The sequence below is a fragment of the Ruegeria sp. HKCCD6426 genome (genome assembly GCF_057221115.1).
Window position 1 is genome coordinate 243,673 of record NZ_JBWVBF010000006.1, and the last position, 25,810, is coordinate 269,482.

Annotated in this window: 20 protein-coding genes; 9 read left to right on the plus strand and 11 right to left on the minus strand. The window is 54.4% G+C overall.

The window, feature by feature from the left end:
* The first annotated feature begins 26 nt into the window (after positions 1-26).
* The 3 genes from AC2TDA_RS17890 to AC2TDA_RS17900 all read left to right on the plus strand — a co-directional run bounded on the left by AC2TDA_RS17890 (position 27) and on the right by AC2TDA_RS17900 (position 4,935).
* Entirely contained in the window at positions 27-1,055 is a 1,029-nt protein-coding gene (locus tag AC2TDA_RS17890) for a type 2 periplasmic-binding domain-containing protein (RefSeq protein ID WP_480880086.1), read from the plus strand.
* 9 nt (positions 1,056-1,064) lie between these two features.
* A complete protein-coding gene (locus AC2TDA_RS17895; RefSeq protein WP_480880087.1) occupies positions 1,065-3,107 on the plus strand; it encodes an adenylate/guanylate cyclase domain-containing protein in 2,043 nt (680 codons plus the stop codon).
* A 439-nt stretch (positions 3,108-3,546) separates the two neighbouring features.
* Complete coding sequence (locus tag AC2TDA_RS17900; protein ID WP_480880088.1) at positions 3,547-4,935, plus strand: tyrosine phenol-lyase; 1,389 nt, start codon at positions 3,547-3,549, stop codon at positions 4,933-4,935.
* A gap of 113 nt (positions 4,936-5,048) precedes the next feature.
* Here the strand turns inward: AC2TDA_RS17900 and AC2TDA_RS17905 are convergent, their stop codons facing one another.
* From AC2TDA_RS17905 to AC2TDA_RS17915, 3 genes are all read right to left on the minus strand, one after another.
* Entirely contained in the window at positions 5,049-6,236 is a 1,188-nt protein-coding gene (locus AC2TDA_RS17905; protein WP_480880089.1) for a cytochrome P450, read from the minus strand.
* 236 nt (positions 6,237-6,472) lie between these two features.
* A complete protein-coding gene (locus tag AC2TDA_RS17910; RefSeq protein WP_480880090.1) occupies positions 6,473-7,942 on the minus strand; it encodes a PP2C family protein-serine/threonine phosphatase in 1,470 nt (489 codons plus the stop codon).
* 22 nt (positions 7,943-7,964) lie between these two features.
* The gene (locus AC2TDA_RS17915; RefSeq protein ID WP_480850246.1) at positions 7,965-8,342 is read right to left on the minus strand and encodes a hypothetical protein; all 378 of its coding nucleotides are present in this window, start codon (positions 8,340-8,342) and stop codon (positions 7,965-7,967) included.
* Positions 8,343-8,462: 120 nt separating this feature from the next.
* Between AC2TDA_RS17915 and AC2TDA_RS17920 the strand changes: the two genes are divergently transcribed.
* The 3 genes from AC2TDA_RS17920 to AC2TDA_RS17930 are packed head-to-tail and all read left to right on the plus strand — an operon-like array spanning position 8,463 to position 10,472.
* Positions 8,463-9,017, plus strand: coding sequence for a SiaB family protein kinase (locus AC2TDA_RS17920; RefSeq protein ID WP_480850244.1), 555 nt, complete (start codon positions 8,463-8,465; stop codon positions 9,015-9,017).
* 10 nt (positions 9,018-9,027) lie between these two features.
* On the plus strand, positions 9,028-9,417 hold the full coding sequence (locus AC2TDA_RS17925; protein WP_480850242.1) for a DUF1987 domain-containing protein: 390 nt from the start codon (positions 9,028-9,030) through the stop codon (positions 9,415-9,417).
* Complete coding sequence (locus AC2TDA_RS17930; RefSeq protein ID WP_480880091.1) at positions 9,414-10,472, plus strand: adenylate/guanylate cyclase domain-containing protein; 1,059 nt, start codon at positions 9,414-9,416, stop codon at positions 10,470-10,472. The genes AC2TDA_RS17925 and AC2TDA_RS17930 overlap by 4 nt, the downstream gene beginning before the upstream one ends.
* A gap of 101 nt (positions 10,473-10,573) precedes the next feature.
* On the opposite strand, the gene AC2TDA_RS17935 is transcribed toward AC2TDA_RS17930, so the two are convergent.
* Complete coding sequence (locus tag AC2TDA_RS17935; RefSeq protein WP_480880092.1) at positions 10,574-12,607, minus strand: oxidoreductase; 2,034 nt, start codon at positions 12,605-12,607, stop codon at positions 10,574-10,576.
* A gap of 556 nt (positions 12,608-13,163) precedes the next feature.
* Here AC2TDA_RS17935 and AC2TDA_RS17940 point away from each other — a divergent pair.
* The 3 genes from AC2TDA_RS17940 (at position 13,164) to AC2TDA_RS17950 (ending at position 17,816) form a co-directional block, all read left to right on the plus strand.
* On the plus strand, positions 13,164-14,672 hold the full coding sequence (locus tag AC2TDA_RS17940; protein WP_480880094.1) for an FMN-binding glutamate synthase family protein: 1,509 nt from the start codon (positions 13,164-13,166) through the stop codon (positions 14,670-14,672).
* An 88-nt stretch (positions 14,673-14,760) separates the two neighbouring features.
* Positions 14,761-16,434, plus strand: coding sequence for an acetolactate synthase large subunit (locus AC2TDA_RS17945; protein WP_480850234.1), 1,674 nt, complete (start codon positions 14,761-14,763; stop codon positions 16,432-16,434).
* Entirely contained in the window at positions 16,431-17,816 is a 1,386-nt protein-coding gene (locus AC2TDA_RS17950) for an aldehyde dehydrogenase family protein (RefSeq protein WP_480880096.1), read from the plus strand. Before AC2TDA_RS17945 ends, AC2TDA_RS17950 begins: the two co-directional genes overlap by 4 nt.
* A gap of 269 nt (positions 17,817-18,085) precedes the next feature.
* Here the strand turns inward: AC2TDA_RS17950 and AC2TDA_RS17955 are convergent, their stop codons facing one another.
* From AC2TDA_RS17955 to ubiT, 7 genes are all read right to left on the minus strand, one after another.
* Positions 18,086-19,852, minus strand: a complete 1,767-nt coding sequence (locus AC2TDA_RS17955; protein WP_480880098.1) for an OmpA family protein — start codon at positions 19,850-19,852, stop codon at positions 18,086-18,088.
* Between the two features lie 93 nt (positions 19,853-19,945).
* Positions 19,946-20,836, minus strand: coding sequence for a type IV pili methyl-accepting chemotaxis transducer N-terminal domain-containing protein (locus AC2TDA_RS17960; protein ID WP_480880100.1), 891 nt, complete (start codon positions 20,834-20,836; stop codon positions 19,946-19,948).
* A gap of 52 nt (positions 20,837-20,888) precedes the next feature.
* The gene (locus AC2TDA_RS17965; RefSeq protein WP_480880101.1) at positions 20,889-21,764 is read right to left on the minus strand and encodes a type IV pili methyl-accepting chemotaxis transducer N-terminal domain-containing protein; all 876 of its coding nucleotides are present in this window, start codon (positions 21,762-21,764) and stop codon (positions 20,889-20,891) included.
* Positions 21,765-22,157: 393 nt separating this feature from the next.
* Positions 22,158-23,369 carry an NnrS family protein gene (locus AC2TDA_RS17970; protein WP_480880102.1) on the minus strand — a complete coding sequence of 404 codons (1,212 nt, stop codon included), beginning with the start codon at positions 23,367-23,369 and terminating at the stop codon, positions 22,158-22,160.
* 5 nt (positions 23,370-23,374) lie between these two features.
* Complete coding sequence (gene ubiV, locus AC2TDA_RS17975; RefSeq protein ID WP_480880104.1) at positions 23,375-24,268, minus strand: ubiquinone anaerobic biosynthesis protein UbiV; 894 nt, start codon at positions 24,266-24,268, stop codon at positions 23,375-23,377.
* 4 nt (positions 24,269-24,272) lie between these two features.
* Positions 24,273-25,250 (minus strand): ubiquinone anaerobic biosynthesis protein UbiU, encoded by a 978-nt coding sequence (ubiU, locus tag AC2TDA_RS17980; protein ID WP_480880117.1) that lies wholly within the window; start codon positions 25,248-25,250, stop codon positions 24,273-24,275.
* The gene (ubiT, locus tag AC2TDA_RS17985) at positions 25,250-25,792 is read right to left on the minus strand and encodes a ubiquinone anaerobic biosynthesis accessory factor UbiT (RefSeq protein WP_480850222.1); all 543 of its coding nucleotides are present in this window, start codon (positions 25,790-25,792) and stop codon (positions 25,250-25,252) included. Before ubiT ends, ubiU begins: the two co-directional genes overlap by 1 nt.
* Between the last annotated feature and the right edge of the window lie 18 nt (positions 25,793-25,810).

Consider the following 25,810-nt stretch of genomic DNA (forward strand, 5'->3'; position numbering starts at 1 on the left):
AATGAGGATCAACGAGGGAGGTGCCGATGCGTTCTCTTATCGTCTCGATAACCGCTGCAGTTCTTATTGTGTCTTTGAGTGTCGGTGTCGCCCGACCAGACGAAAGCGTTCTGAGCGCAGTCCGGGAGCGCGGTTTTGTCAAGTGCTCTATTGGAAACCGGCTGGTCGGTGATACGCGTATTGGCTCGGAAGGGTATGAAGGGTTTTTCCCCGAGTTTTGCAGGATTGTTGCGTTGGCAGTCTTAGGTGACCGAAATGCGGTTCAGATGTCGCCAGCCCTCATTCGCGCGGGGTTGGAAAGCATCTCTGAGGGTGAAGTCGACCTTTATGTTTCAAATGTCACCTGGACGTTTTCCCGCGACATAGCCCTCGGCCTGACCCCTGCAGCTGTACTTTACTACGACGGCCAAGGGTTCATGTCTCATAGGGGAACGATCAAAGGTTCGCTTCGCGACTTGGGTGGCGCATCCGTTTGCGTATCACGCGCCACGACAACCATCGGCAATCTGGAAGATTATGTAGCTCAACACGGGCTCGACTGGATAATACAGGCTTTCGAGTCATCACAGGGTCGAAACGATGCTTTCTTTTCCCGCCGATGCGATTTGTTGACGACAGATCGGTTTGCTCTGGCAACGATGCGGAGCTCGGCTTTTGACGATCCCGCGAATTATGTGCTGCATGACGAGGTTATTTCTAAGGAACCGCTTGTGGCGTACGTGTCTTCGCGCGACATGATGTGGGCAAATATCGTGCGGTGGGCGATTTTTGTGACAATTCTAGCCGAAGAGAAAGGCATTGCCCGGTCAAACATCGAGGCGCACCTGGAAAGCTCCGATCCCGAAATCCGCCGCTTGCTGGGGCTTGATGACGTGGAAGGAACGGCGGTCGCCGGTTTGGACCGGAATTGGGCAAGAAACGTGATCGCAGGCGCCGGAAACTACGGCGAAATATTCGACCGGTATCTTGGTCCGGGCAGTTTGATGAATATTGATCGTGGGCTGAACCGGCTTTGGCGAGATGGCGGTTTGATGATCAGCCCGCCATTCCGGTAGGCCGATACCGTGCCCGATCAATTGGCAAATCACGGCAATGTTTGGCAACGCATATCGACGCTGCTGTTTACTGTATTGGCGATGATCGGCGTACTGCTCGGGCTGGGGTTGCTCCTGATAACGCTTCGGTTATTCGAGATCCACAGGGAGCTTGATGTGCTCCGCACTCAATCGCTCCCGAGCTTGATCCGGCTGTCGCAGCTATCTCAGGAAGCCTCTGCCACGAGTTCCATAGCGCCAGCCCTGAGCCAAGCCGCGACCCGCTCGGAATTAGACACACTGATCGCACGCATCCACGACAAGCAGGCTTCGCTGTTGGCCCTCCTCGACGAATTGGAGGGATTAAGTGGTGGTCAGGAACGTGTTGCGCCGCTCCGGTTAAGTGCTGCCACCTTGAATGAAAATCTTGAACATCTGATGGATGCCGTGGATGAGCAAATCGACCTTCGTCGCACGATTGAGACCCATGTCAGGGTTTTTGCGCGGCATCTGAATGACTTGCATTCCGCAGAACCCGGTGATGACCCTGTGGCCATAGACTTGGCAACACGTGCGGCATTGCAGATCGACAGTTTGTTGCAGGACACAAACCGCGCACGGCTTCCACGAAACCGGCAGTCGACAGAAGAGAGTATTGAGGCGCTGACCCGTCACCTCGCCGAGACAGGAAGAGAGCCAACGGTGCGCGCATCAGGTCTTGGACCGGACAACTTGATCGAAAGCTGGAACGCACATCGCACGGAGATTCTGGAAGCCAAATCGTCACAACTGTCAAATGCCTTCCAGATCAAGGCGCTGATCGAGGAGAACTCGTTGATTGCAAACAGGCTGCTTAGCAGTGCAAGCAACGCGTTCTGGCAGGCTAGCTCCGAACTCGAAACCCAGGTGCAATTGGTCAATGAAACGACGCGGTTCACATTGCTTATCACCTCCGCACTTTTCCTTGTTTTGATCGCAGGGGCTGCCCTGGTTTCCCGGGTGCTCAGACGGCGGGTGTTCCTGCGTCTTGATAAGCTGAGAATGGCATTGAAACGCTATGCGGAGGACCGGCAACATGGATTTTCCGATGTCCGTCCAGACGAAATCGGCGAGATTTCAGGCGCAATGTCGCGCTATATGGGTTTAATTGATCAACGTGAAGCCGAATTGGCTGAAAAAACAGCGGCATTGGAGGGGTTGGCCAACCAGTTATCCAAGTATCTCTCGCCTCAGGTTTACAAGTCGATTTTTACCGGTCGGCAAGAAGTCAAGTTGGCCAGCTCACGCAAGAAACTCACCATATTCTTTTCCGACATCGTAGGTTTCACGGAAACCGCTGACAGGCTCGAGTCCGAAGAATTGACGCAACTTCTTAACCACTACCTCACTGAAATGTCTCAGATCGCATTCGCGCACGGGGCCACGATCGACAAGTACGTGGGTGATGCCATTCTTGTGTTTTTCGGCGATCCAGAAACACGGGGCGTGAAAGAGGATGCTCTCGCCTGTGTTCGGATGGCCATGGAGATGCGGCACCGGATGAAAGAGCTTCAGGACCAGTGGCACAGGTCCGGAATCGAAAAACCGCTCCAGGTCAGGATGGGTATTCACACGGGGTACTGTACGGTGGGCAATTTCGGTAGCGAAGACAGGTTGGACTACACGATCATCGGGGGTGCCGTGAACATTGCATCGCGATTGGAAGCGACGGCCGCCCCGGGCGAAATCCTGATGTCCTATGAAACTTTCGCGATTGTCCGGGATCAGATTGAATGCTCAGAATACGGAGATATAGACGTTAAGGGGATCGCCTATCCAGTTGCTGCCTACAGCGTTGCTGACCCGCAGGAAAGGACAGGTCAGACCCCGCAAAGCCTGCACGAGCATCAGCCTCACTTCAGAATGGACGTTGACGTGTCAGCGATGTCGGAAGAAGACCGCTCGGCGGCGGCTGCAAGCCTCAGGAGGGCTCTTTCGCTTCTGGGATGTGGCACAGCGCCAAAGCCATCTCGGTCGGTCAGAGCCCCTGGCGCCACAGACGAGTCCAACGGTGGAGCACCGCCGGATAGCTGAGGCATGACCAAGGCCAGAAAAATGCAATTCGTCTCAGGTATGGAGGCAGAGGGGTGCAACCCGCCCGTCAACGTGCGTGTCACCCTTGAGTATTGGCTAAGTCTGGTCTTGGACACTTTCGGCTTATGAGGAGATCAGATCGTACCGGCAAACTTAGGGAAACTTCCGCGAAAATGCCCAAACCAATGTGAAAAGTTGAATGGCTCTTGGGATGCCAATCGAATGGTTGGAACATTGGCCAGCGAAAGCCGGGTTTTAACATATCAGCTTCACTTCGTGGTTGAGTGTCCCGCCATTAGACAATAGTGTTCGACACGGCCACTCTGGCCAGAGCGCGAGTTCTGGCAAGGAGGGATGAAATGCCACGGGCAATCCGTGGCGCACCCTCAAGGCTCCACGCGAAAACCCACTTACGTGTCGTTTGAACAAGGAGCCAACTATGACTTTGCAAAACCGAAGCTGGGCCGAACCATACAAGATCAAGATGGTCGAACCGCTGAAGATGACCACTGAAGCCGAGCGGAAGGCCGCGATCGCTGAGGCCGGTTACAACACATTTCTGCTGAAATCCGAGGATGTTTACATCGACCTTTTGACCGATTCTGGCTGCGGCGCAATGTCCGACCGGCAGTGGTCTGGGATGATGGCGGGCGATGAGGCCTATGCTGGCAGTGCCAATTTCTATCGTATGCGAGATGCGGTTGAGAAACACTATTCCTATAAGCACACCGTCCCGACCCACCAGGGGCGTGGCGCCGAAAACATCTTGTCGCAAATCCTGATTTCAGATGGCGACTTCGTGCCCGGAAACATGTATTTCACGACCACCCGCCTGCACCAGGAATTGGCAGGAGCCACCTTTGTCGATGTCATCGTCGACGAAGCACACGACCCTGCTTCGACCCACCCGTTCAAGGGCAATGTCGACCTGGCCAAGCTCGAAGCTCTTGTGGGTGAGGTCGGCGCAGACAAGATCCCCTATATCTGCGTCGCGACTTGCGTGAATATGGCTGGTGGACAGCCAATCTCGATGGCTAATCTGCGTGAACTGCGCGCGTGGTGCGACAAAAACGATGTGAAGCTTGTCCATGATATGACGCGGGTTGCCGAGAATGCCTACTTCATCAAGCGCCGCGAGGACGGCTATAGCGACAAATCCATTCGCGAAATCGTATTCGAGCTCTGCGCACTGACAGATGCGGCCACGATGTCTTCCAAAAAAGATGCACTGGTCAATATCGGCGGGTTCCTAGCGATGAATGATCCGGAGCTGTACGAAAAGGCGTGTAACCTTGTTGTGGTCTATGAGGGGCTGCATACGTATGGCGGCATGGCCGGAAGAGACATGGAAGCTCTGGCCATCGGCATAGAAGAAAGCGTGCAGGATGACCACATCAACGCCCGTGTCGGACAGGTCGAATATCTTGGTAACAAACTCAAAGCCATGGGCGTGCCGATCGTGAACCCGATCGGCGGACACGCGATTTTCCTCGATGCGCGCGCGATCCTGCCCCATATTCCGCAGGATCAGTTTCCCGCGCAGGCATTGGCTGCGGCACTTTATGTTGACGCAGGCGTACGGGTTATGGAACGGGGTGTTGTCTCGGCCGGGCGCAACAAGGACACCGGCGAAAACTTCATGCCGAAACTGGAACTTGTGCGCCTGACCCTTCCGCGTCGCGTCTACACCCAGGCGCATATGGACGTGGTTGCCGAAAGCGTTGAACGGGTCATGGAAAAGGCAAATGAAATCCGCGGGCTCAAGTTCACGTATGAGCCGGAATATCTGCGCTTTTTCCGAGCACATTTTGCCCCTGTCGAAGGGTAATCAGAATGGGTGTCGTTTGTGGGAGCCGCTTTGCGGTTCCCACGGTCCCCGATCATAAATGGCACCGAATTCTCTGACCCTAGTCGCTATTGGGGATTGTTTGGTCACCTCAGTCAATGGCGTGTGACTTCCGCCTTGAGATTCTTGAAGCCGCGAAACCGGACGCGACCGCCTTGCACGCGATTTGTCAGCGTGAATGACCTGATCCGCTCAAGAAACCGCCCCAATGCAATTTGCCCTTCCATGCGTGCCAGGGTGAGACCAACGCAAATATGCGGCCCACCGGCAAAAGCGAGATGACGGTTTGGCTTGCGCGCAATATCGAAACGGTTCGGAGCTGGAAACACTGTCGGGTCACGGTTTGCGGCACCAATACAAAGGTGCAGATTGGTGCCACTTGGAATGGTAATGCCGTCTATCGCAAAATCCTGCGCTGTTTCCCGATTGCCAAACTGGTTTGGCGAGGCGAAACGTAAAACCTCTTCGACACATGTGTCGATAAGGTCCGGATTGTTGCGCAATTCCCGTTGCGCATCCGGGTGGTCATGCAGCAGTGCCAAGCCATTCCCGATCAGATTGGTCGTGGTCTCATGGCCTGCATTAAGTATGAAAATGCAATTCTGGATGAGTTCGGTCTCGGTCAGTTGCCCGTTATCGTCGCCGATAATAAGACGGGTCAGAACGTCTGTGTCGGGATCACCAGGCGCCTGACGCCGACGTGAGATAAGGTCCTTTAGATATACCTTGAACTCGGAAACGGCCCGTTCACCGGCGGCAAGCTGTTCCTCGCTTAAAACCGGTTCCAACGCACCTAAAATTGCCAGAGACCAATCCCGTAGGGGTTCGCGTTCATCCATTGGGACATCCAGTAAATTACCAATTATCTGAATTGGAATTAGCGAAGCGAAATCCTCGATCAGGTCGGGGTTATCGTTCAACGCATCGAGCAGTTGATCAACGGTCTCGATCAGGCCAGGTTTTAGGCGCGAAATTGCGCGCGGCGCGAGTGCTGATGACATGATGCGACGTACCCTCGTGTGAAGCGGAGGATCGTTGAAAACCAAGGATGTCGTGTGGTGCTCATACAGCAAACTATGCTCGCCGAATTTCGGCGCGAAAGCTGCCTTCTTGTCAGAGGTAAAGAGTTTTGTATCCTTGTATACCCGCTCCAGATCTGCATGGCGCGACAAGATAACCGACCCGTCTGGTTGCGTGCAAACTGGCGCAGTCTCAAGTAATGCATCGTAAAATGGAAATGGATCTTCGAGAAACTCTTCGGGTAGGTCTTGCAAATCAATCATAGCTTAAAGTTGTTGGGCAACCAGGCGATGTCAACAAGCAGACCACGGGTTCTTAGAAGAAACGTTCTGTGTGCCGATATTCGCCCATGCAAAAGGAAGACACGTCTGGGGCGGGCGCTGGCACCATCGTTCTCAACGAATCTCCGGCGCGTTTGAACGGATTTGGAGCACCTGAATTGGGTACGTGGTCCGGTAGTAAAGCCCAGCGTTGGGTGGTCAAGTGCCTGCGTGGCAGCTCAATCACTATTGCCTGCTGGGCGCAGCGCAATCACCGTCAGGTCGTCCAGTCGCTCTTCATCCTTAGTGTAGTCTTGAAATGCCCTGTCTATGGCCCGCAAAAGCTCTTCCGAGGTTGACCAGTCACCCTTTTGGATTATCGCCATTACGCGTTGAAAACCAAATGCCAGACGTTTTTCCCCGCCTAGCTGGTCGATGAGACCGTCGGTAGAGATAACCAAAGTCGTGGCTTCTTCAAACTGGATCTCGTGTTCAGAAAACTCAGGTGAACTCGGAGTATCCACATATCCAATACTCATTTTGTCGCCTCGAATCCGTTCAACGCCCGCATCTGACTTGACCAACAAGGACATGTGAGCGCCAGAAAAGATAGCTGTCCTTGTCCGTGCATCAATCTGGCAAATTGCTGCGTCCATGCCGTCGTTAGATGTCGCGTCGGAATTGACCTGATTTAGGAGTGTACGTGTCAAGTCGCTCAGCTTCGAAAGAGCCGATGAGGGGCTAAGAATTTCGTTTTCAAAGTAAAGCCGTTCGAGGGTGGCAATTGCCAACATGGTCATGAACCCTCCGGGGACTCCGTGGCCTGTACAGTCAATTACCGCGAGTGTTGAAACTGGACCTGCCGCTCTGAGCCAATAGATGTCTCCACCGACCAAGTCGCGAGGTTCCCACTTGACGGCGAAATCGGCGAAGGCGTCCTGGCATTGATTTGCAGTCGGCAATAAGCCCTGCTGAATTCGCGTGGCATAGTTTACACTTTCGACGATATGGTGATGCGCTTCTCGGATTGCAGTGACGCGCTCGACCTCCCGATCAAGCATTGAGTTATAGCTTTGAACAACCTTGCCGATCTCATCTTCCGATTGGTAGGTCACTCGCTGCGGGTCGTCGTACAGTTCGAACTTTTCAATGGCGTTTAGCATTTGACTGAGGGGTCTGTTGATTAGCCATAAGAATGCGGCGGCACCGGCTAGGATCAGTGCAAGCCCTCCGAGAATCCCAAGAAGAACCACAACGCCTACTTCTGTTCGCAGCTCTCTCTTGAGGACTTCTTGGTCAATTCGCGCCAACATGGTGGTTGGTCCCGCTTCCGTCGGAACGGAAACCAAAATATCCAAACCTGGTTTTTTTATCTTGGCGCACCCTATAGCGGGCCAGGACACCAGAGTTTTCGAACCTAGCTCTAGTTTTTGTTCAGCGCAAACCACGTAGGGAAACCCCGAATACACCGCCAACAAACTTGTGGCTTGCGGGAGGTTCCCTGCTTCAACCAATTCAGCCAGCGGGCGCGCAATGCGATTGGCGATCGTGGCCATTTCGGCCGCAATTTGATCTGTCTGCGCCTGCCTTTTGAACTCGTAATAGAAAAAGAGCACAACCGCATTCAACACACCCCCAATCAAGAGGGTCGCCAGAATATGTTTTAAAAATATTCGGCGGTTAAGAGAGGTCCAAACCTCTCGCACCATTCGCCCCAGTACAGACAGGCGCCTAGTTCCCGATATTCTTCATTGCAGCCTGAAGAGCATCACGATTGTTGACTATCATCTGCACGACCTTGTAATCCCCGGCAATTTCACGCACGAGGAAGTCCGCTGTCACGGTATCTCCGTTGTCCGTAATCATTTCGGAACAAACAAAGAAATCACTTCCCGCAGGAATTACCATGGGATGAACATTTGCTGGGTAGACGGTCTCAATCTCGTTGGTGGTTGTATCCAGATACGTATAGGCACCATCAACCATCACGCCATCAACATGTGCAATCATAGCAGATTGAAGTTTTGCCTTCACCTCAGTCGGAATGTCGGCAGCGACTACCGGGCTGGAAATCAACACCCCGGCGAGCATGCAAAAAAGCCTGGTCATCCTCACCTCCCCACTAAAAACACTGCACAATTGATACACTAAAAATGCATAAATGTGTATCTTGTGATATGAAGGTCCTGATCGAACTTGGTTCGTTCCGGGAATGATCAAGGGAAACAGATGCTTGCAAACGAAGTCTACGAGCTGCGCGCTGGCCTGCGTAAACAAGGCGTCGTTTTTGCCTATAGCGGGTATGTAACTGAAGGCATCCTCAGCGGTGTCGGTGACGCCTTGAAGCAAAAGTTGGTGTCTGAAGATGCCGACACCAAAACGCTTCGCAGTGTATTCGCTGTGTTTGTAGAGCAAATGCAGAACATCATTAGATATTCAGTTGAAAAATTGCCTGTCGATGGGGAGACCGAAGTGTTGGACATACGCTACGGCATCCTGACGATTGGGAACGAAGCTGAAAACTATGTCGTTCACGCTGGAAATCTGATCCTTTTGAGTGACGTAGACAACATGAGAAGCCGGTTGTCAGCACTACGCGACATGAACCGCGAAGAACTCAAGGCTGCATACAAGGACCAGCTTCGATCCGAGAGTGACAGCGTCGCTAACGGTGCCGGCATCGGGTTAATCGAGATTGCGCGCAGAGCGTCAAAACCAATTGAGTTCGACTTTATGCGGGTTGACGACCAACACGCATTTTTTGCGCTCAAAGCCACAGTCTAAGAGGGGATTGATGCAAAATATTGAGATCTCCGCAACCAACCGGACACCCAGCGTCGCGTTTGATTTCGGTACTGGTCACCTCAGGCTGATTGGAGAATCCTACCCAGAGGATGTCACCACTTTCTACAATCCGTTGTTCGATGCCCTGAGAGAGTGGCTGTCAGACAATTCAAAATCGTACTGTCGGTTTGATTTTGAACTAATTTATTTCAATTCCTCCAGTGCCAAAGCCATCATGATGATTTTGGAGCTGCTGGATTCTGCGGCAGAGACCGGGAGAAGCGTAGAGGTCTACTGGTTCCACGACCCTGAAGATGAAACAATGGAAGAGCTTGGCGAGGAGTTTGGAGAAGATCTGATGCATGCCAGGTTTGCTCTGAAAAAGTTGTCGGATCGATGACTATCGACGATCTTTTTACTCGAGAGAAAGAAGTTCTCGAGACGGTGGAAGCGACGCTGGACAGCGGAAAGTTTCCAAACGACAAAACGCGCAAGTCGATACAAAACCTTGCAAAAGAATACAGAAAGTTACTCAGAACAACTCGGCGAATGATTCGATTGAGTGATCGAAACGAGCGGGAACTTAGTGCTCTGGCCGAAAAACAGCGCGCCGCCGCTGAAGAAGTTATTCTCAAGAATCAAGAGCTTGAAGCGTTGTCAGGGAAGCTCGCAAAGTACCTATCCCCGCAAGTCTATAAGTCTATCTTTTCCGGTCGTCAGGAAGTGAAACTTGCTAGCCAACGGAAAAAGTTAACTGTGTTTTTTTCCGATGTTTCCGGGTTCACAGAGCTTACTGATCAGCTGGAGTCTGAAGACTTAACTCAAATCTTGAACAGTTATCTGACTGAAATGGCTCAGGTTGCTCTGCGCCACGGTGCTACGATTGATAAGTTTATTGGAGACGCCATTCTGATCTTCTTCGGTGACCCCGAGACCAAAGGGGTGCGGGAAGATGCACTGGCATGCGTGCAAATGGCAATTGCGATGCGGGACAAGTTGGAAGAGTTGCAGGCAGAGTGGAAACGCCAAGGCATACGCCAGCAATTGAAATGCCGGATTGGCATCAACACGGGCTACTGCACAGTCGGGAATTTCGGCAGCGAAGACCGGATGGACTACACGATAATTGGTGGGGCCGTGAACATTGCCTCAAGGCTGGAACACCAGGCTGAAGAAGGAGAGATTTTTATCTCTTACGAGACCTGGGCGCACGTGAACGATGCAATTGACACCCAAGAGGTTGGCGCCATTCAAGTCAAAGGCGTTACTCAACCCGTCATTACCTACCGCGTCTTGGGTCAAAAGGAGTCGAGAGCGCCCTTCGTTAAAGTGGAGTGTCAAAAGCCGAATTTTCAATTGGTTATTGATCCAAACTCGATGACGCCTGAGGAGCGCGCTGAGAGCACGGAAATTCTACAATCAGCGCTTGCATCACTCCGCAGCTTTGACGCCTAGTCGCGAAAGCCTTCCAACCAAATGGTGAAGGTCTGCTTTGGTGAACGCCGTCCAGCAGTACGTCTAGAATAGGTGGACGTTCAATTTTGCAACGAAGGTGACTAAAAATCCTTAGCATAACGGAGGCCATCGTAAATTGCGGCGTGGATGTTACGGCTGGCGACGGCATCACCGATCCGAAAGAGCATGAATTGGCCGTCCGGGTTGGTGTTTATCATTTGCGGACGCCCCTCGATCAGCGCGCGATGGTCCACAGCGCCTGAATTGCATGAGAGCGGCTTCAAATCGAAATAGAGTTGGTCCAGCGGGCGGGTTGCGCATTCGATGACAACTTGATCAACCTCGCGAATAATTTTCCGATCCGCATAGTCCGAGCCCAGCGTCGCCAAAAGTCGGTTCCCCTTGCGCTTGATGGCTTCAAGTCGCGTGTTGACCGTAACCCTGACGCTATGCGTCGCTAAGGCACGCGCATACGGCGCGTGGTTCATGCCACTCACATCGACGCCAAACAAGCGTTCAGGCGTGACGACTTCCAGTGAGGTCCCAGTTTCGGCAAGGAATTCCGCGGTTTGCAGGCCTTGCTCCTGCCCGTGATCGTCAAACAACAGGACCTCAGACCCCGGAGCGATATCGCCTGACAAAATGTCCCAACTCGACACCGCCAGCCCGCCGCCCTCACAAATATCGGGGTCCGGTAGACCTCCGGTGGCGATGATGACGATATCTGGGTTTTTGGCCAGAATGTCGTCGGTCTCGGCATAGACGTTGCAGCGAAGATCAACGCCCAGCCGCTCCAGCTCAGCCACCCGCCAGTCTGCGATTGCGATCATCTCTGCACGGCGCTTGGTCCGCGCAATCAATCTCAATTGTCCACCCGGTTGGTTTTGCGCCTCAAAGATCGTCACGTCGTGACCACGTTCGGCAGATGCACGAGCCGCTTCCAACCCGGCGGGCCCGGCACCCACTATGACAACACGTTTGCACTCAGAAGCTTTGGACAGGACATGCGGTAACGTCGCTTCGCGGCCTGTTGACGGGTTGTGAATGCAAAGTGCCTCGTGACCCTGATAAATGCGACCAAGACAATAAACCGCCCCGACGCAGGGTCTGATTTGGTTTTCCCGGCCATCGATCACCTTTTGCACCAGATGCGGGTCGGCGAGTTGAGGGCGCGTCAATCCGACCATGTCAAGCTGACCTGAAGCAACCGCATGTCGTGCGTTTGACACATCGTTGATCCGGGCGGCGTGAAAAACTGGTACACCTGTCTCGGCCTTAATGCGCGCAGCGGCCGCAAGATGGGGCATTGTCGGCATGCCCTGGATCGGAAGGTAATCGATCAGCTTATTATCCGTCTCGATCAAACCCCGATTGACGTTGAGAAAATCTATTTTACCGGTAGCTGCAATCCGCCGTGCGATTTCAGAGCCTTCATCCGCGGTGAGGCGGCCAGCTTCGACCTCATCCGCCGTAAGCCGCATGCCAACGATGAATTCAGGACCAACACGGTCACGCACCGCATCAATTATCTCCATCGTCAACCGCAGGCGGTTCTCAAGCGAGCCGCCATAGCTATCCTGTCGGTCGTTCAGGGATTGTGACCAGAAGCTGTCGACCAGATGTCCGGAGGCGTAAAGCTCGATTCCGTCGAGCCCTGCCTCTTTCATCCGTTCCGCTGCATCCGCGAACCGAGACACGACCCGCTCAAGGTCCCACTCCTCAGCGGGTTTGGGAAACGCCCGATGCGCTTGCTCCCGAACCCCAGAGGCGGAAATGACCGGGAGCCAGTGGGAATGGTCCCAGCCTGTGCGCCTGCCAAGATGTGTGAGTTGGATCATCACCTTGCAGTCGTGCTGATGGCAGTCATCGGCCAAGGCGTGCATCCAGGGCACGATCTCATCTCGCCAAGCTTGCAGGTTTCCAAAAGCAGCCGGGCTGTCTTCGGCTATCAAGGCCGACCCTGCGGTCATCGTCAGCGCGCAACCACCCCGAGCCTTCTCACGGTGATAGAGCCGGTATCGATCCTTGGGCAGACCGTCTTCCGAATAGGCGGGCTCATGCCCGGTTGAAAAAATCCGGTTCTTCAAAGTCAAATGTTTCAACTGATAGGGTTGAAGAAGTGGATCGTCGGACATTGCAAACCCATTTCAGTTAGGACTGAACGCAGCATACTTTTGAAACGCAATCAACCAATGCAAGAAAGTCGATTAGGCGTCAATTGTGGAGAGCCAGGCCTTGTCCGCAGGCAAACTGATCTTCAGCAATTTTGAAGCTGCATGAGAAGGAACCCTACCGCACCTTTTCCGACATTGAATGCCGCGACGTTCATATCCTTCATGCAGTTCGGATATGACCGGACGGGTTGCAGCAGAGCATTACCGTTTGGCGTAGCCACGACCACTTCGTGCTCGTGATTTTTTGGTAATCGAGTACATACCAAATAGCTCAGCGAAACATTGCAGAATGGACTTGGAACCTGCGTTAAGCCGATCAGTTTTCCAACGGTCCTGCGTGGAGCTAAATGCTTGAGGTTTACTCGATCACCGGTCCACAGATCATCAAAAGTTGATAACGTCGTGAATGGAATATGCGCCTTTGGGACCCAATGTGACTTGAATTGTGATGGACAGGCTGGATGACACACCCGTCAATCCGCTCACAGCCAAGACGTTAGTCAGGAGCGAAAAATTGATGTCACAGCTATCGAATGTAATCCTGAAATTTTTGGAAATACTCTCCTATGCATTCATCTTTGCCATAGGTCTCGCGGTGCTATGGGTCGTTGTGATCTACTTCCGCGATAAGACCCAAACCGAAAGCACCCTACGGCGAAATTATCCGGTTGTTGCGCGGTTCCGCTATTTCTTTGAACATATGGGCGAGTTTTTTCGTCAATATTTCTTTGCGCAAGATCGCGAAGAGATGCCGTTCAATCGGGCTGAACGGTCTTGGGTTTACCGCGCGGCCAAGAATGTTGACTCGACCGTCGCTTTTGGTTCGACCCGCGATTTGCGCCCGACGGGGACAGTGTATTTCGTGAATTGCCCGTTCCCGACGTTGGAACAGGACGCCAAGGAACCTTCGGCCGTGACCATCGGTCCATTTGCGCAAGAACCTTATTCGACAGATTCGGTCTTTAACATCTCGGGCATGAGCTATGGCGCGATCTCGGTTCCGGCCGTGAGGGCGTTGTCAGCGGGGGCGAAAAAGGCCGGTATCTGGATCAACACCGGCGAAGGCGGTCTGTCACCTTATCATCTGGAAAGCGGCGCAGATATCGTCTTTCAGATCGGTACTGGCAAGTTTGGCGTGCGCAAACCCGAAGGCGGGTTTGATGAAGATAAGCTGCGCTCTGTTGCGGCCCATGACGCGGTAAAAATGTTTGAAATCAAGCTCAGTCAGGGGGCTAAACCGGGCAAGGGTGGGATTCTGCCCGGCGCTAAAGTGACTGAAGATATCGCCAAAATTCGCGGGCTGAAGGTCGGTCAGGACGCGATCAGCCCCAACCGCCACCCCGAGATCAACAGTGTAGGCGATCTTCTGGACATGATTGCCTATGTGCGTGACCTGACAGGTAAGCCGGTTGGCTTCAAGGCTGTGATAGGGGCTTATGGGTTCTTTGAAAGCTTGTGTCAGGAGATTTTGAAACGGGGTTTGGAAAGCGCCCCGGATTTTGTGACCATTGACAGTGCCGATGGCGGCACCGGTGCCGCGCCAATGAGCCTGATCGACAATATGGGTATGCCTTTACGGGAAAGCTTGCCGCTGACTGTGGATATGCTCAGGACATACGGCCTAAAAGACCGGATAAAGGTCTGTGCCAGCGGCAAGATGATTAACCCGTCCGAGGTGGCGTGGGCGTTTTGCGCAGGTGCTGACTTCGTAAACTCTGCTCGGGGGTTCATGTTCGCTCTTGGCTGCATTCAGGCCCTTCAATGCAATAAGAACACTTGCCCTACAGGCATCACCACTCACAATCCCAAACTGCAATTCGGGCTTGATCCGGTCAGCAAGGCAGAGCGTGTCGCAAGCTATGCCAAGAACATAAAGAAAGAAGTCGGTATTATCGCCCACAGTTGCGGCGTGGCCGAGCCGCGGCTGTTGAAACGGTATCACGCGCGTATCGTTCTGGATAACGGACGCTCGGTCTCCATGGATGAACTTTATCCAGACCCCCAACAAATGCAGGCCGCCGAATAGCCGATACTGTATACCTTAAGGTCGTGGCAGCCTGGGTTGCCGCCCGGATCGCCAATCGCTGTCGGTCCACAAAACATCAGGAGATCGCATGTCAGCTTCTACTCCCACTGTATCATCCCCCACCAAAGCCTCGGACCTACTGATTGAAGCACTTGAGGCTGAAGGCGTTGAATACATCTTTGCCGTACCAGGCGAGGAAAACCTCGATGTTTTGGAGTCGCTCAGAACGTCGAAGATCGAGCTGGTGCTGACCCGGCACGAACAGGGCGCGGCCTTCATGGCGGCCACCTATGGCCGACTGACTGGCAAGGCTGGTGTCTGTATGGCAACGCTTGGGCCAGGTGCCACGAATTTTGCCACCCCTGCGGCCTATGCACATCTGGGTGGCATGCCCCTGATCATGATCACCGGGCAAAAGCCGATCAAGAAATCCAAACAGGGCCAGTTTCAGATCATCGATGTGGTGGGCCTGTTTGCGCCGATCTGCAAGATGTCCAAACAGATCGTGCACGGCAACACCATCCCATCCCTGATCCGCGAGGCATTTCGTGTTGCGCAAGAGGAACGTCCCGGCGCGGTTCTATTGGAACTGCCCGAGGACATCGCGGCCGAAGACACCACGGAACCTGTGCTGGAACCGCATCCACGCCATTATGCGGTTGCCGGTGACACGGTACTGAATGAAGCCGCCGAAATGGTCCGCGCGGCAAAGATGCCGCTGCTGCTGCTGGGGGCAGGGGCCAATCGTAAACACACGCGTAGTGCGCTCAGCCAGTTTGTGAAGGACACGCAAATCCCGTTCTTCAATACGCAGATGGGCAAGGGCGTGGTGGATGAGCGCTCGGATCTGTTCCTTGGCACTGCTGCGCTGTCGGACGGGGATTATCTGCACTGTGCCATCGAACGGGCCGACCTGATCATCAATGTCGGCCATGATGTGGTCGAAAAACCACCCTTCTTCATGGAGGAAGGTGGTACCAAGGTGATCCATGTGAACTACAAGGCTGCACAGGTCGATCAGGTCTATTTCCCGCAGGTCGAGGTGGTCGGTGATCTGGCGCAATCCATTGCCCGGCTGGGTGAAAAATTGGGCGGCCCACTGAATTTCGATCGCAGTTATTTTGATCGCGTCAAACAGGAAACCGATCTGCACACCTCGGCAGGGGCCGATGACGCCCGGTTCCCGGTGATCCCGCAGCGCTTTGTGGCCGATACGCGGAAGGTCATGGGGGATTGCGATATCATCGCGCTGGACAATGGCATCTACAAGATTTGGTATGCGCGCAATTATCAGGCCTATCAGCCCAATACCGTGCTGCTGGACAACGCATTGGCGACGATGGGGGCGGGGCTGCCCTCGGCGATGATGGCCGCCAAGCTTTACCCTGACCGCCGGGTCATGGCGATCTGTGGCGATGGCGGGTTCATGATGAACAGTCAAGAAATTGAAACCGCTGTACGTCTGGGCCTGAACCTAGTTGTTTTGGTGTTGAACGACAGCTCATATGGCATGATCCGCTGGAAGCAGTCGCATGCCGGCTTCGACGATTGGGGACTGGAGTTCAATAATCCCGATTTTGTGCAATACGCCAACAGCTATGGCGCATCTGGTCACCGGGTCGAAAGTGCCGAAGATCTGGTGCCAACCTTTGAGGCAGCATTTGCTGCAGGTGGCGTGCATCTGGTCGATCTGCCTGTCGATTACAGCGAAAATCAGCGCGTTCTGATCGATGAGCTGGCTGCAAAGGTCTGCCTGATATGAGCGGCGTTCTTGAGGTCGTGAACCCCTTTGATCTGGCAAAGGTGGGCAGCGTGGAACTCTGCGGATGGGACGATATTGATGCGATGCTCGGCGCTGCCCATGCCCTGTATCGCAATCGCGACAGCTGGTTGCCTGCGTACAAAAGGATTGAAATCCTGAAAGAAACCGCCCGATTGATGTTGGGGCGGGCCGAGGAACTGGCCTTGTTGATTGCAAGCGAAGGCGGCAAGCCGCTAATTGATGCCCGCGTCGAGGTAAAGCGTGCAATCGATGGGGTCGAGCTGTGCGTACACGAAATTGGTCAGATGAGCGGCCGGGAAATCCCGATGGATTTGACCGAGGCGGGAACTGGACGCATCGCTTTTACCCAGCGCGAACCCATCGGCGTGGTGGTTGCGGCCAGTGCGTTCAACCACCCGCTGAACCTGATTGTTCATCAGGTTGCCCCGGCCGTCGCCACCAGCTGTCCGGTGATTGTGAAGCCGGCGCTGGATACGCCTTTGTCCTGCAAGGTTTTTGTCGACATTTTGCATCAGGCGGGCTTGCCGCAGGATTGGTGCCGCTTTGCCGTCTGTCAGAATGACGTGGCCGAGAAAATGATAACCGACGCTCGCGTTGGCTTTTTCTCGTTCATTGGATCGGCACGCGTTGGGTGGATGCTGCGATCAAAACTGGCACCAGGTGCACGCTGTGCGTTAGAGCATGGTGGAGCTGCCCCAGTAATTGTGGATGAAACGGCAGACATCGACGCCATGGTTCCGCTGCTGACCAAGGGTGGATTCTATCATGCTGGTCAGGTCTGCGTTTCGGTACAGCGGGTTTATGCGCCCACTGTCAAGGCGGTTGAGATTGCACAGAAACTGGCGGATGCTGCTGCCTTGCTGACGGTCGGTGATGCCCGCGACCCCAACGTCGAATGCGGCCCCCTTATCCGCCCGGCCGAAGTCGATCGTATTGAAACCTGGGTTGATGAGGCCGTTCAGGCCGGGGCGACGGTGATGACGGGTGGCAAGCGTCTGGGGCAAACGACCTATGCTCCTACCGTTCTTTTGAACCCAACCGCGGACTCACGCGTCTCAATAGCAGAGATTTTCGGCCCAGTCGTCTGCGTCTACGGCTACGACAGCCTGGATAGTGCCTATGCGGCCGCAAACGGCCTGCCGTTCGCGTTTCAGGCCGCGGTTTTTACAAAAAATCTCGATACTGCCATGAAATCCATTCAGCGTTTGGATGCCACGGCGGTCATGGTAAACGATCATACTGCGTTCCGGGTGGATTGGATGCCTTTCGCCGGGCGCCGCCAATCCGGCTATAATACCGGAGGCATCAGGTACACCATGCATGATATGACTCAGGACAAGATGGCCGTGATCAAGCTATGAGCTGGTGGCCGGACTGATCCGCGTGACCTAACCTCTTCGGATGGCGCGATTTTGTTAGCCCGCTTTCAGATACCAAAATGTTGCTCAACCTGTTCAAAGGTGCAGTGAGGCTGCCAGCACATGAAGGAAACGGCCGGGCTTCGTTTGTCCAAATTGAGCGGCAAGAGCAATGCACATGGACGTTCGATACCCGCCCACAATCAGCTCACATCAAACTGTGACAGCCGAAGCGCTTTCTACATCGCCTAGGACGACGAGAACGTTCCTCGTTAGGTGTTCTCAGGTACCCGGACCCAGACTTCAACGCGGCGGTTGCTGGCGCGGCCCTCTTCCGTGTCATTGCAGTCAAGCGGCATCTGTTCACCGAAACTCAGCGACTGAATGTTGAACTGGCTCAGGCCATCGGCGGCAAACTCACTTGCAAGTACGCCCCGAACAGCCTCTGCTCGTTGTTGTGCAAGACGCGTATTCTGTCCTGCATCGCCTACGCTATCCGCAAATCCGACAAGCAGAAGTTCCAGCCCGTCAAATTCGCTGTTGCGCAGCCGGTTTGCCAGATCCCGGATATTCAGCACCGACTCCGCGTCCAAAGTGCTAGAGGCATTTTCAAAGCGGAAGGTGATCGAAAGACGGTCGGCACGACGCAACTCGCGCATCATTGACGAAAACTCATCGCCGCTGAAGTCCGGTTCTACGGCAGCAGCATGGATCAGGGTTATGCCCATGTCTTGGATTTTCATACGCTGAAGCCGGGCGCTGGCAAGCCCTGTATCTTCCAGCACGGGTTGTGCGGCATCTGTCTGAGTCCATTGCAAGAAATCTTCGGCAACCGGGTGCAGATCTTCATCTGCTGCATACGCAATGACTGGGCGCGACAGCGGATAATTGTCGATTTTCATATCGAAATCGGAAGGTTCGGACATGAGACCACAGGCTTTTCGAATGGACATCATATCCGCCCCGCCACGCTGCACCTGCACGCGATCGAGTAGACCGAGCGCCGTGTGGTCTGCCCGGACTGAGTTGATCAGATCCTGCGCATTGGGGTGAAACACCGTATCCGCTGCCAAGGGACCATCGGGGTTGCTGGAGGTCTTCTGATAAAAGAGCGCCGGTGTATCCCCTTCCAGCAAATGCAGCGTAACCGGCGAACTTCCTCCACCCAAGTTTTCCCAGGAGCGCAGATCACCGGACAGAATGCTGGCGATTTCCTCAATACTTAAGTCGCGAACAGGGTTTTTGTCGCCGGTAATCAGAACGCGGCTATCAAGTGCAAGCATAAACTCCCGCTCTGTACCCGCGGCTGTTTTGATCCGCTGGTCTGTAATCATGATATCCGGGGCGAAGACGGACTCGGTTGTGCTGGAAGGCTGCATGTCGATTTCGGCTACAACAGAACCATCTTCGCCGCTTAGAAGAGTGACGACGAAACGACCTTGGGGTTGTTCTTCAACCAAATACCGAAGCCCCCGCTCACGCGCATATGCGCTCAGCAGCGCCGGCATCATGGATTCAATGGCATTTGTTCCACCAAGAACAGCGACCCTTGGATCGTAGAGATTCAGATCTGGGCAGGCTGTGCCAACGCAATCAACCCGGTCTGTGGAAAGCTGGAAGCTGCCGAGGGGCGTTTCAACGACGAAATAGCGGTCGCTATAGTCAACCAGCTCGCCCACAACCTCTGTATCGTCGCTCCGGGAAACGAGTGTGACCCGCGTGTCGACAACCTCTTTCTCCGGCTCCTCTTCCGCGATAGTCCCGTCAGCGCCGGGGCAGCCTGCACCAGAACATGTTAGCATCGCCGCATAAAGTGTCAGCTTTCCCAGCTCTGTCTGCAGAACATAAGTAGCCCCGTCATATTCGAGTATTACTCCGCGGACACTTGTGCCACCGTCATGCGTGGTTAGTTCGACTTCGTTTGTCGTTTGCGCACTAGTTTCAAAGGCAACAGCAGATGCGAACATGCAGGCGGTTACAAACAGGTGCCTGGAATTCTGTGCCAGGATTGATTTTGAAAGCCAGGAAGCATGAGACATCTGAATTTACTCCAATTTCGCCTGGTGTATTCGCTGAAGGACCGGGGAGCCGGGGGTTGAGCCGTACCCACGGCAGCCTTCCGATGGATACCTTCAGCTCGAAGAGGATTGCGTTGTGTAAAGGGCGACCGCCTCATTCATGCGCTGAAGTAACGGTTCACTGTCGCGTGCAAGAACAGCCAGATCGCGATCTGAAAGCACTTCTCCGTTCACGGCGCGGTCCAGCAGGCCTTTCACCGGATTCCACAGCTCTTCGACTTCGCGAAGTTTGCGGGCGATTTCCTGTGTGGGCGGTGCAATGACGCCAATATCCGCAAATCCGTCCTGCAGCGCTGACAGAGAGGTATCAAAAAGTTCGACAGTATCGGCCAAACGCGCCGCCTGCTCAGACGGATCTTCTGCAGCCTGCATCAGACAGGCTTCTTTCACGGCTTTTTGGGTCAACATGCGCTGGCGCCCGGCGATATCAACGGTGATCGCCAGATTCAAAGAGACAGAAGCCGTTTCAGAAGCATAGGCACGTGCCATTTTGTAGACAGCGATATTCATAAATTTCAGAACCCGCAGGCTTGCAGTGTCGAGCGCATCCAGCTCGGCACTGGCGATAGTGGCGTTGTCAATACCGGTTTCTATGATCGGTTTATAAGCGGCCCAATGAGAATCAATCGCCCCGAGCGCCTTGGTGACTGTGTCATTGTTCTCGGCGTCCAGACCCAGATCCGGGTCCCCGTTTCGCAGTCCATTGTCGGATTGCAGAAACAGATCATAAGCTTGGGTCATTTGGTCAAATGACGTCGTGAACCCGACATCCCGCGCCATCAGGCAAGCGGCTTTGGTAATGCGCTGGGTCAGCATTCGCTGACGCCCGGCGATATTTACCCGATGTGTAACCTGATCAACATTTTCACTGTCCTGTGCAGTCAGGGTCTGGGGTGCAATTGTTGCGCAGACCAAGAGCGACGCGGTCAGAACCATTTTGATCATTTTGGTATCCTTATATACTGAGACGTGGCTGTCTCAGGTCGTTTTGTGTTGGTTATCTGTACATAATGACGGCTTCGTTCATCTTGCGTAGAAGCGGTTCTGTTTCCCTTGCAAGAGCTGAAAGCTCCCTGTCCGTCAGACGTTCGCTGGCGATCGCGCGATCGAGAATTTTTTTCACAGGCACCCAGAGGTCTGCCACTTCTCTCAATTTGCGGGACAGCTCTGGGTTGGACGGGGGAATAACGCCTGCAGCGGGGAAACCCTCCAGCAGAGCCACAAGGGAGTGGTCAAACAACTCAATTGTCTCTGTCAGTCGTGTGGCTTGCACAGAGGGATCGGTTGCAACCCGCATTAAACAGGCTTCTTTCACGGCCTTCTGCGTCAGCATCCGCTGGCGCCCGGCAACATCAATTGTCATCGCCAGGCCAAGTGGGACTTCCGGAGTTGCAGAAGCATAGGCTTGAGCGGTGGCGTAGACCGCTGCATTCATAAATGCGAGTACGTTGAGGCTGGCGTTATCAAGGACTTCAAGATCTGCCCTTTCTATCGTGGCGTTTTCGATCCCGACATCAACGATGCCCCGATAGATTGTCCAATGAGGGTCGATCTCTTCCAGCGCCCCAAGAACAGCGCTGAATTCTTCCGGGGCAAGTCCCAGCTCTGGGTCTCCGCTGCGCAAAGCGCTATCTGAACGGATGAACAAGCTGTGCGCTTGGGTCAGCTGATCAAAAGCCGTCGTTGTGCCGATGTCCTGCGCCATCAGGCAGGCCGCTTTTGCCATGCGCTGCGACAACATCCGCTGGCGTCCTGCGATGTTTATCCGGTTTGCAGCCTGTGCTGCGAACTCCGCGGGTTCTGACGTGGATTGCCCAAACAGGTTGGTCGGAGCGGTCAGCAGCAAAGCGATCGCAAGCACGTTTCTTAACATCACAGGGTCTCCGGGATTGCCGGTTAGTATCTTATTTTGCCCCATCGTTTTGTGATGGAGTGCGTTTTCTGGAGAGGGCAAGAATACACAACTTTAAGACGAACTACCGTACCCTAAGCCGCTGTATATGTTGGAACAATCAGAAGATTCCAGTACCATTTTGTCGCGGTCGCTCACCTTGCACCATACGTTGACAATGGTAGTTTTCATGGGGATTTGTTGCGAAATTTCCAGCCGCTTGATTGAGGATTTTTGATCTGCGGTGCTAATTGGCCAACCTCACGAACCATCGAAACGGACAAACTTTCAGCGTGAATTGGTTGTTGCGCATATTGTGTACCTATAATGTCAATATGGCTAGAAAATGTGATCTTCTTGCGCAACGCTCTCTGCCTACTCCGGATGCCGTTTGCCGCTGAGAACCGGGCGATGCAAGGGCCGGGTCAGAGCCGGTAAGAAACCAACCGCAAACGCTAACCAACCCAAGCACCACATTGCTGCAGCCGTTGTCACCATCGGTGTTTCAGGAAAGAAAGGCGCAGCCAGACGGATCCAGGTCGCGATCCAATTTAGCAGGAAGCCAATCGTGAAACCAAACGTGGCTTGCATTGTACCATCCGGAGCATGAGCTGCCGCTCTCCCGGAAATTGCCATTGTAAGTCCCGACATTCCTCCGATTGTGATGGCGTGAATCGCGTCAATTATTGGGTATGTTGCAGGTGAAAAGCTCGCAACTCCAACTAACATCAGGCCAATTGGTAGCCAGAAGAATGCAAGGTGCAAGGCGGCCAATAAGGGATTGGAAAGTGCTGAGATGCTTTGCCATCCGCACATGGCAATAAGTAATGCCAACGCAGCGGCAATCATCGCAATATTGGCCGTGGCATGAAGACCGATCAGTTTGGCGCCAATCGTTATTCCTAATAGTACGTGCACCAGAGCTCTCAACTGTGTTGAATCCCGGCGTACTCGGATTTCGCGCCGGTTCAGCGCAAGCCAGTTGTAAGTAAAGGCGGGGATTGCCTTCATTCCAACGCTGGCCATAAGCATGACGATACCGATCAGCAAGGTTTGAGCCGTTGTCAGGCTGACCCAAGGCGACCCAGCCAGGGCGGCTCGCAGAAACAGGGCCTCGCCCGCACCAAGACCGAGTATTGCGAACAAGAATCCGAGCTTGTTGTAAATGCCGGTTGACAGCAACTGAGCGCCGATGATCCCGGCCAGCAGCAGAAAATACCCAGCATTGAGCGAGAAAAGCAATGTAGTTGGAACATGGGAAGCCAGAGCCAAAGCCAGGCGTGCGGAAACCCAAAAATACAACAGCGCTTTTAAAACGCGCCCGCGAATGGGCGGCTTTCCCGTCCAGGACGGAAGCGCCGTAAGCAGGTAACCTCCGATTGCGGCTGCGGCAAAACCGAAGATTAGTTCATGAACATGCCAGATGACTATGGGGTCAAAACCTGGCCCGGGTAGGCCAAGGTGAACTCCCAGCGGCCACCAGGCTATAGTGAGCAGAGCGCACAAAATGGCAGCCGAGAATAGCGGGCGATGCGGAGCCTCCCAGAAATCTCGAAAGAACCTGTTGTCGCCCGATGCGGCAGCCACGGGCTTTAGCTGCCGGACCACTCTGCACCGTATGCGCCGGACAGAAACCCATCGCTTAGGCGAATACCGGCATCAGAAGAGAGGACCTCTTTCGCCAATTCCCCTGGGGTCAGGTTCTGGTCAACGCGTTGGCGATAAAGCTTACACAGCTGCACGAACCCGTGCGATTGCGGCGACAGGCGCAGGGCCGAGACACCGACCGAGCGCAGCAGCTCGATTTGATGATCGGTACAGGCATAACTGTCCGACAGAGTTTGCACTCCATTCATCGCCATGAACGGCTTGCCGTCTCGGGTGAGCACGTCCAGACCGTCGGGATCATCTTCGCAGGCGAACTGGCAATTGTCTTTGGTGCGCCCATGCAGGCGCGCGTGATAACACCGCCCGGAGATGGCCAGTGGCAGGCGCCCATGCCCCCAGACTTCTATCGCGACGCCCAGATCAGTGGCTGCATTTACAAGTGTTTCAACCGAACCCAGAGGTAATTCCGGGGGCAGGCAAACGCGTTTTGCGCCGCGAGAGGCCAGCCATTTTAACGTGCCCTCATTATAAACGTTCACCAAGGGACCGACCGTAAACTCAGCGTTTTCGGGCAGGTACGCCATTGCCGTCAGGTCGTTGATTTCAACCGTGACACCCATTTCCGCCAGTTCGGCAGTCAGCTTGCGTTCGCGCTTTAACGTCACCAGGGCGAGGCTGGTCAGGGCAACGTCCTTGCCGGCCTCAACCAGCTTGGAAATCGCTTCGGGGATACGATCCTGATAAAATGGTAATCGTTTTGAACAAACGAGTTCCCCGATCACAACACGGTCTACCGGGGACTGGGTCAGATCATCATAGAAGCCACTCCAAGTATCGGCAGGCCAAAAGAATTGGTTGGGTCCAACTGTCAGTTCCATCGCCCTATCTCCACGTCTTTTTGTAGGCGCCGGTGGTCATGGCCTGACCTTCGGACAAACGCGCTAGCATGCCTTCGGGCATTGGCTGGCCCGCTTCCAACGCATCAACAGCTGCGCGGAAATTCCGCACAACTTGCGCGACATATGATTTCGACCGTTGCCGGCCTTCGATTTTCAAGGCTGTGACCCCGGCCTTCTGCAATTGCGGGATCAGCCTTTCGGCGTTCAGGCTGACGGGATCTTCGAAAAGGTGGCCGGTCTTGTCACCTGCCGAGAAACACCCTTTGCATAGCGTGGGGTAGGGCGCGGGCTGCCCTTTCTCGACCCGGTGGATGAGATAGCCGCCAAGCCGGGCATCCAGAACCCCCTGATCTTCGCTGTATTCCACATGACTGGCCGGCGAACAGACACCGTTCATATTGGGCGACAAACCAGTAGCATAGGACGACAGCGAGCATCGGCCCTCGGCCATCACGCAGAGGCCGCCAAAGACAAACACCTCGGTCTCTACCTCGGTTTCAGAGTTGATTGCGGCAATCTCGGGCACTGACAGGACGCGGGGTAGAACCACCCGTTTGACACCAAAGGTATTGGCATAAAAATTGACCGCATCGGCATTCGCTGCCGCCGCCTGCACCGATAGGTGTCGACGCAATTCGGGGTGGTTGCGCGCCGTGTAATCCAGCAACCCCAGATCGGCCAGGATCACCGCATCTGCGCCGCAAGTTTCGGCATCGCCAACTGCGCGGTGCCAGATCGCCTCATCACCGGCGCGGGGAAAAGTGTTTATGGCGACAAGCACTTTGGCGCCATGTGAATGGGCAAAGGCCACGCCTTCGCGCATTTCCGCCCGGTCGAAATTCAGGCCGGGAAAGTTGCGCGCATTGGTTTCGTCATTGAAGCCACAATAGACAGTATGCGCGCCCGCCTTGACAGCCGCACGCAGTGCGGCAGGCGTCCCGGCCGGGCAAACAATTTCCATCACCATATTACGGCATCCTCTGGTCGGGTCAGACAAAGCCCCGTCTGGCGCTCTGCAAGGGCAATCAACTGCTGAACCGGGCGCGCGAATGGTCCCGACAGCGCTGCCGCCTCCTGCGCAAGATCCAGTTCCGCATCGTCTATTGCATTGCGCAAGGCCAGTGCTGCACTGGTGTCGCCTTCGATCACAAGATCGCGCGAGAAAAACAGGGCGTCGCCATCAAATGCACCGTGAACCAATCCAAGCAACGCAGCCAGGGGGCCGGAAATTCGAGCGGCGCCTTCAGCCTGCCGTCGGGTGAGTTTGACAGTGGGCAGACCGCCATTTGGATTAAGGCAAAGGACGATTGGCAGATCGGTCGGATCGAGAACAAAGTCGGTCCGGCCATATTCACCGAGACGGTTGAACATGCCAGGATTGTTCTTTGCGATTTTGCGGGAAAACGCAGTCAGAGACAGGGACAGCGGCGCGAGTGGAATAACCCGCAGCGCCGCCGCCAGTGCGGCTGGGCAATGCGGTATCAGGTTTTGAGGATCGGACAAACAGACCTCCTGCAGCCT

What these genes read in the sequence shown, in the direction of transcription:
- AC2TDA_RS17930 (WP_480880091.1), top strand. Translation starts at nt 9,414, where the DNA reads ATGACTATCGACGATCTTTTTACTCGAGAGAAAGAAGTTCTCGAGACG.
- AC2TDA_RS17905 (WP_480880089.1), bottom strand. Translation starts at nt 6,236, where the DNA reads ATGATTGATTTGCAAGACCTACCCGAAGAGTTTCTCGAAGATCCATTT.
- AC2TDA_RS17950 (WP_480880096.1), top strand. Translation starts at nt 16,431, where the DNA reads ATGAGCGGCGTTCTTGAGGTCGTGAACCCCTTTGATCTGGCAAAGGTG.
- AC2TDA_RS17890 (WP_480880086.1), top strand. Translation starts at nt 27, where the DNA reads ATGCGTTCTCTTATCGTCTCGATAACCGCTGCAGTTCTTATTGTGTCT.
- AC2TDA_RS17935 (WP_480880092.1), bottom strand. Translation starts at nt 12,607, where the DNA reads ATGTCCGACGATCCACTTCTTCAACCCTATCAGTTGAAACATTTGACT.
- ubiU (WP_480880117.1), bottom strand. Translation starts at nt 25,250, where the DNA reads ATGGAAATTGTTTGCCCGGCCGGGACGCCTGCCGCACTGCGTGCGGCT.
- AC2TDA_RS17965 (WP_480880101.1), bottom strand. Translation starts at nt 21,764, where the DNA reads ATGTTAAGAAACGTGCTTGCGATCGCTTTGCTGCTGACCGCTCCGACC.
- AC2TDA_RS17915 (WP_480850246.1), bottom strand. Translation starts at nt 8,342, where the DNA reads ATGACCAGGCTTTTTTGCATGCTCGCCGGGGTGTTGATTTCCAGCCCG.
- AC2TDA_RS17925 (WP_480850242.1), top strand. Translation starts at nt 9,028, where the DNA reads ATGCAAAATATTGAGATCTCCGCAACCAACCGGACACCCAGCGTCGCG.
- ubiV (WP_480880104.1), bottom strand. Translation starts at nt 24,268, where the DNA reads ATGGAACTGACAGTTGGACCCAACCAATTCTTTTGGCCTGCCGATACT.
- AC2TDA_RS17900 (WP_480880088.1), top strand. Translation starts at nt 3,547, where the DNA reads ATGACTTTGCAAAACCGAAGCTGGGCCGAACCATACAAGATCAAGATG.
- AC2TDA_RS17940 (WP_480880094.1), top strand. Translation starts at nt 13,164, where the DNA reads ATGTCACAGCTATCGAATGTAATCCTGAAATTTTTGGAAATACTCTCC.
- AC2TDA_RS17960 (WP_480880100.1), bottom strand. Translation starts at nt 20,836, where the DNA reads ATGATCAAAATGGTTCTGACCGCGTCGCTCTTGGTCTGCGCAACAATT.
- AC2TDA_RS17955 (WP_480880098.1), bottom strand. Translation starts at nt 19,852, where the DNA reads ATGTCTCATGCTTCCTGGCTTTCAAAATCAATCCTGGCACAGAATTCC.
- AC2TDA_RS17910 (WP_480880090.1), bottom strand. Translation starts at nt 7,942, where the DNA reads ATGGTGCGAGAGGTTTGGACCTCTCTTAACCGCCGAATATTTTTAAAA.
- AC2TDA_RS17920 (WP_480850244.1), top strand. Translation starts at nt 8,463, where the DNA reads ATGCTTGCAAACGAAGTCTACGAGCTGCGCGCTGGCCTGCGTAAACAA.
- AC2TDA_RS17945 (WP_480850234.1), top strand. Translation starts at nt 14,761, where the DNA reads ATGTCAGCTTCTACTCCCACTGTATCATCCCCCACCAAAGCCTCGGAC.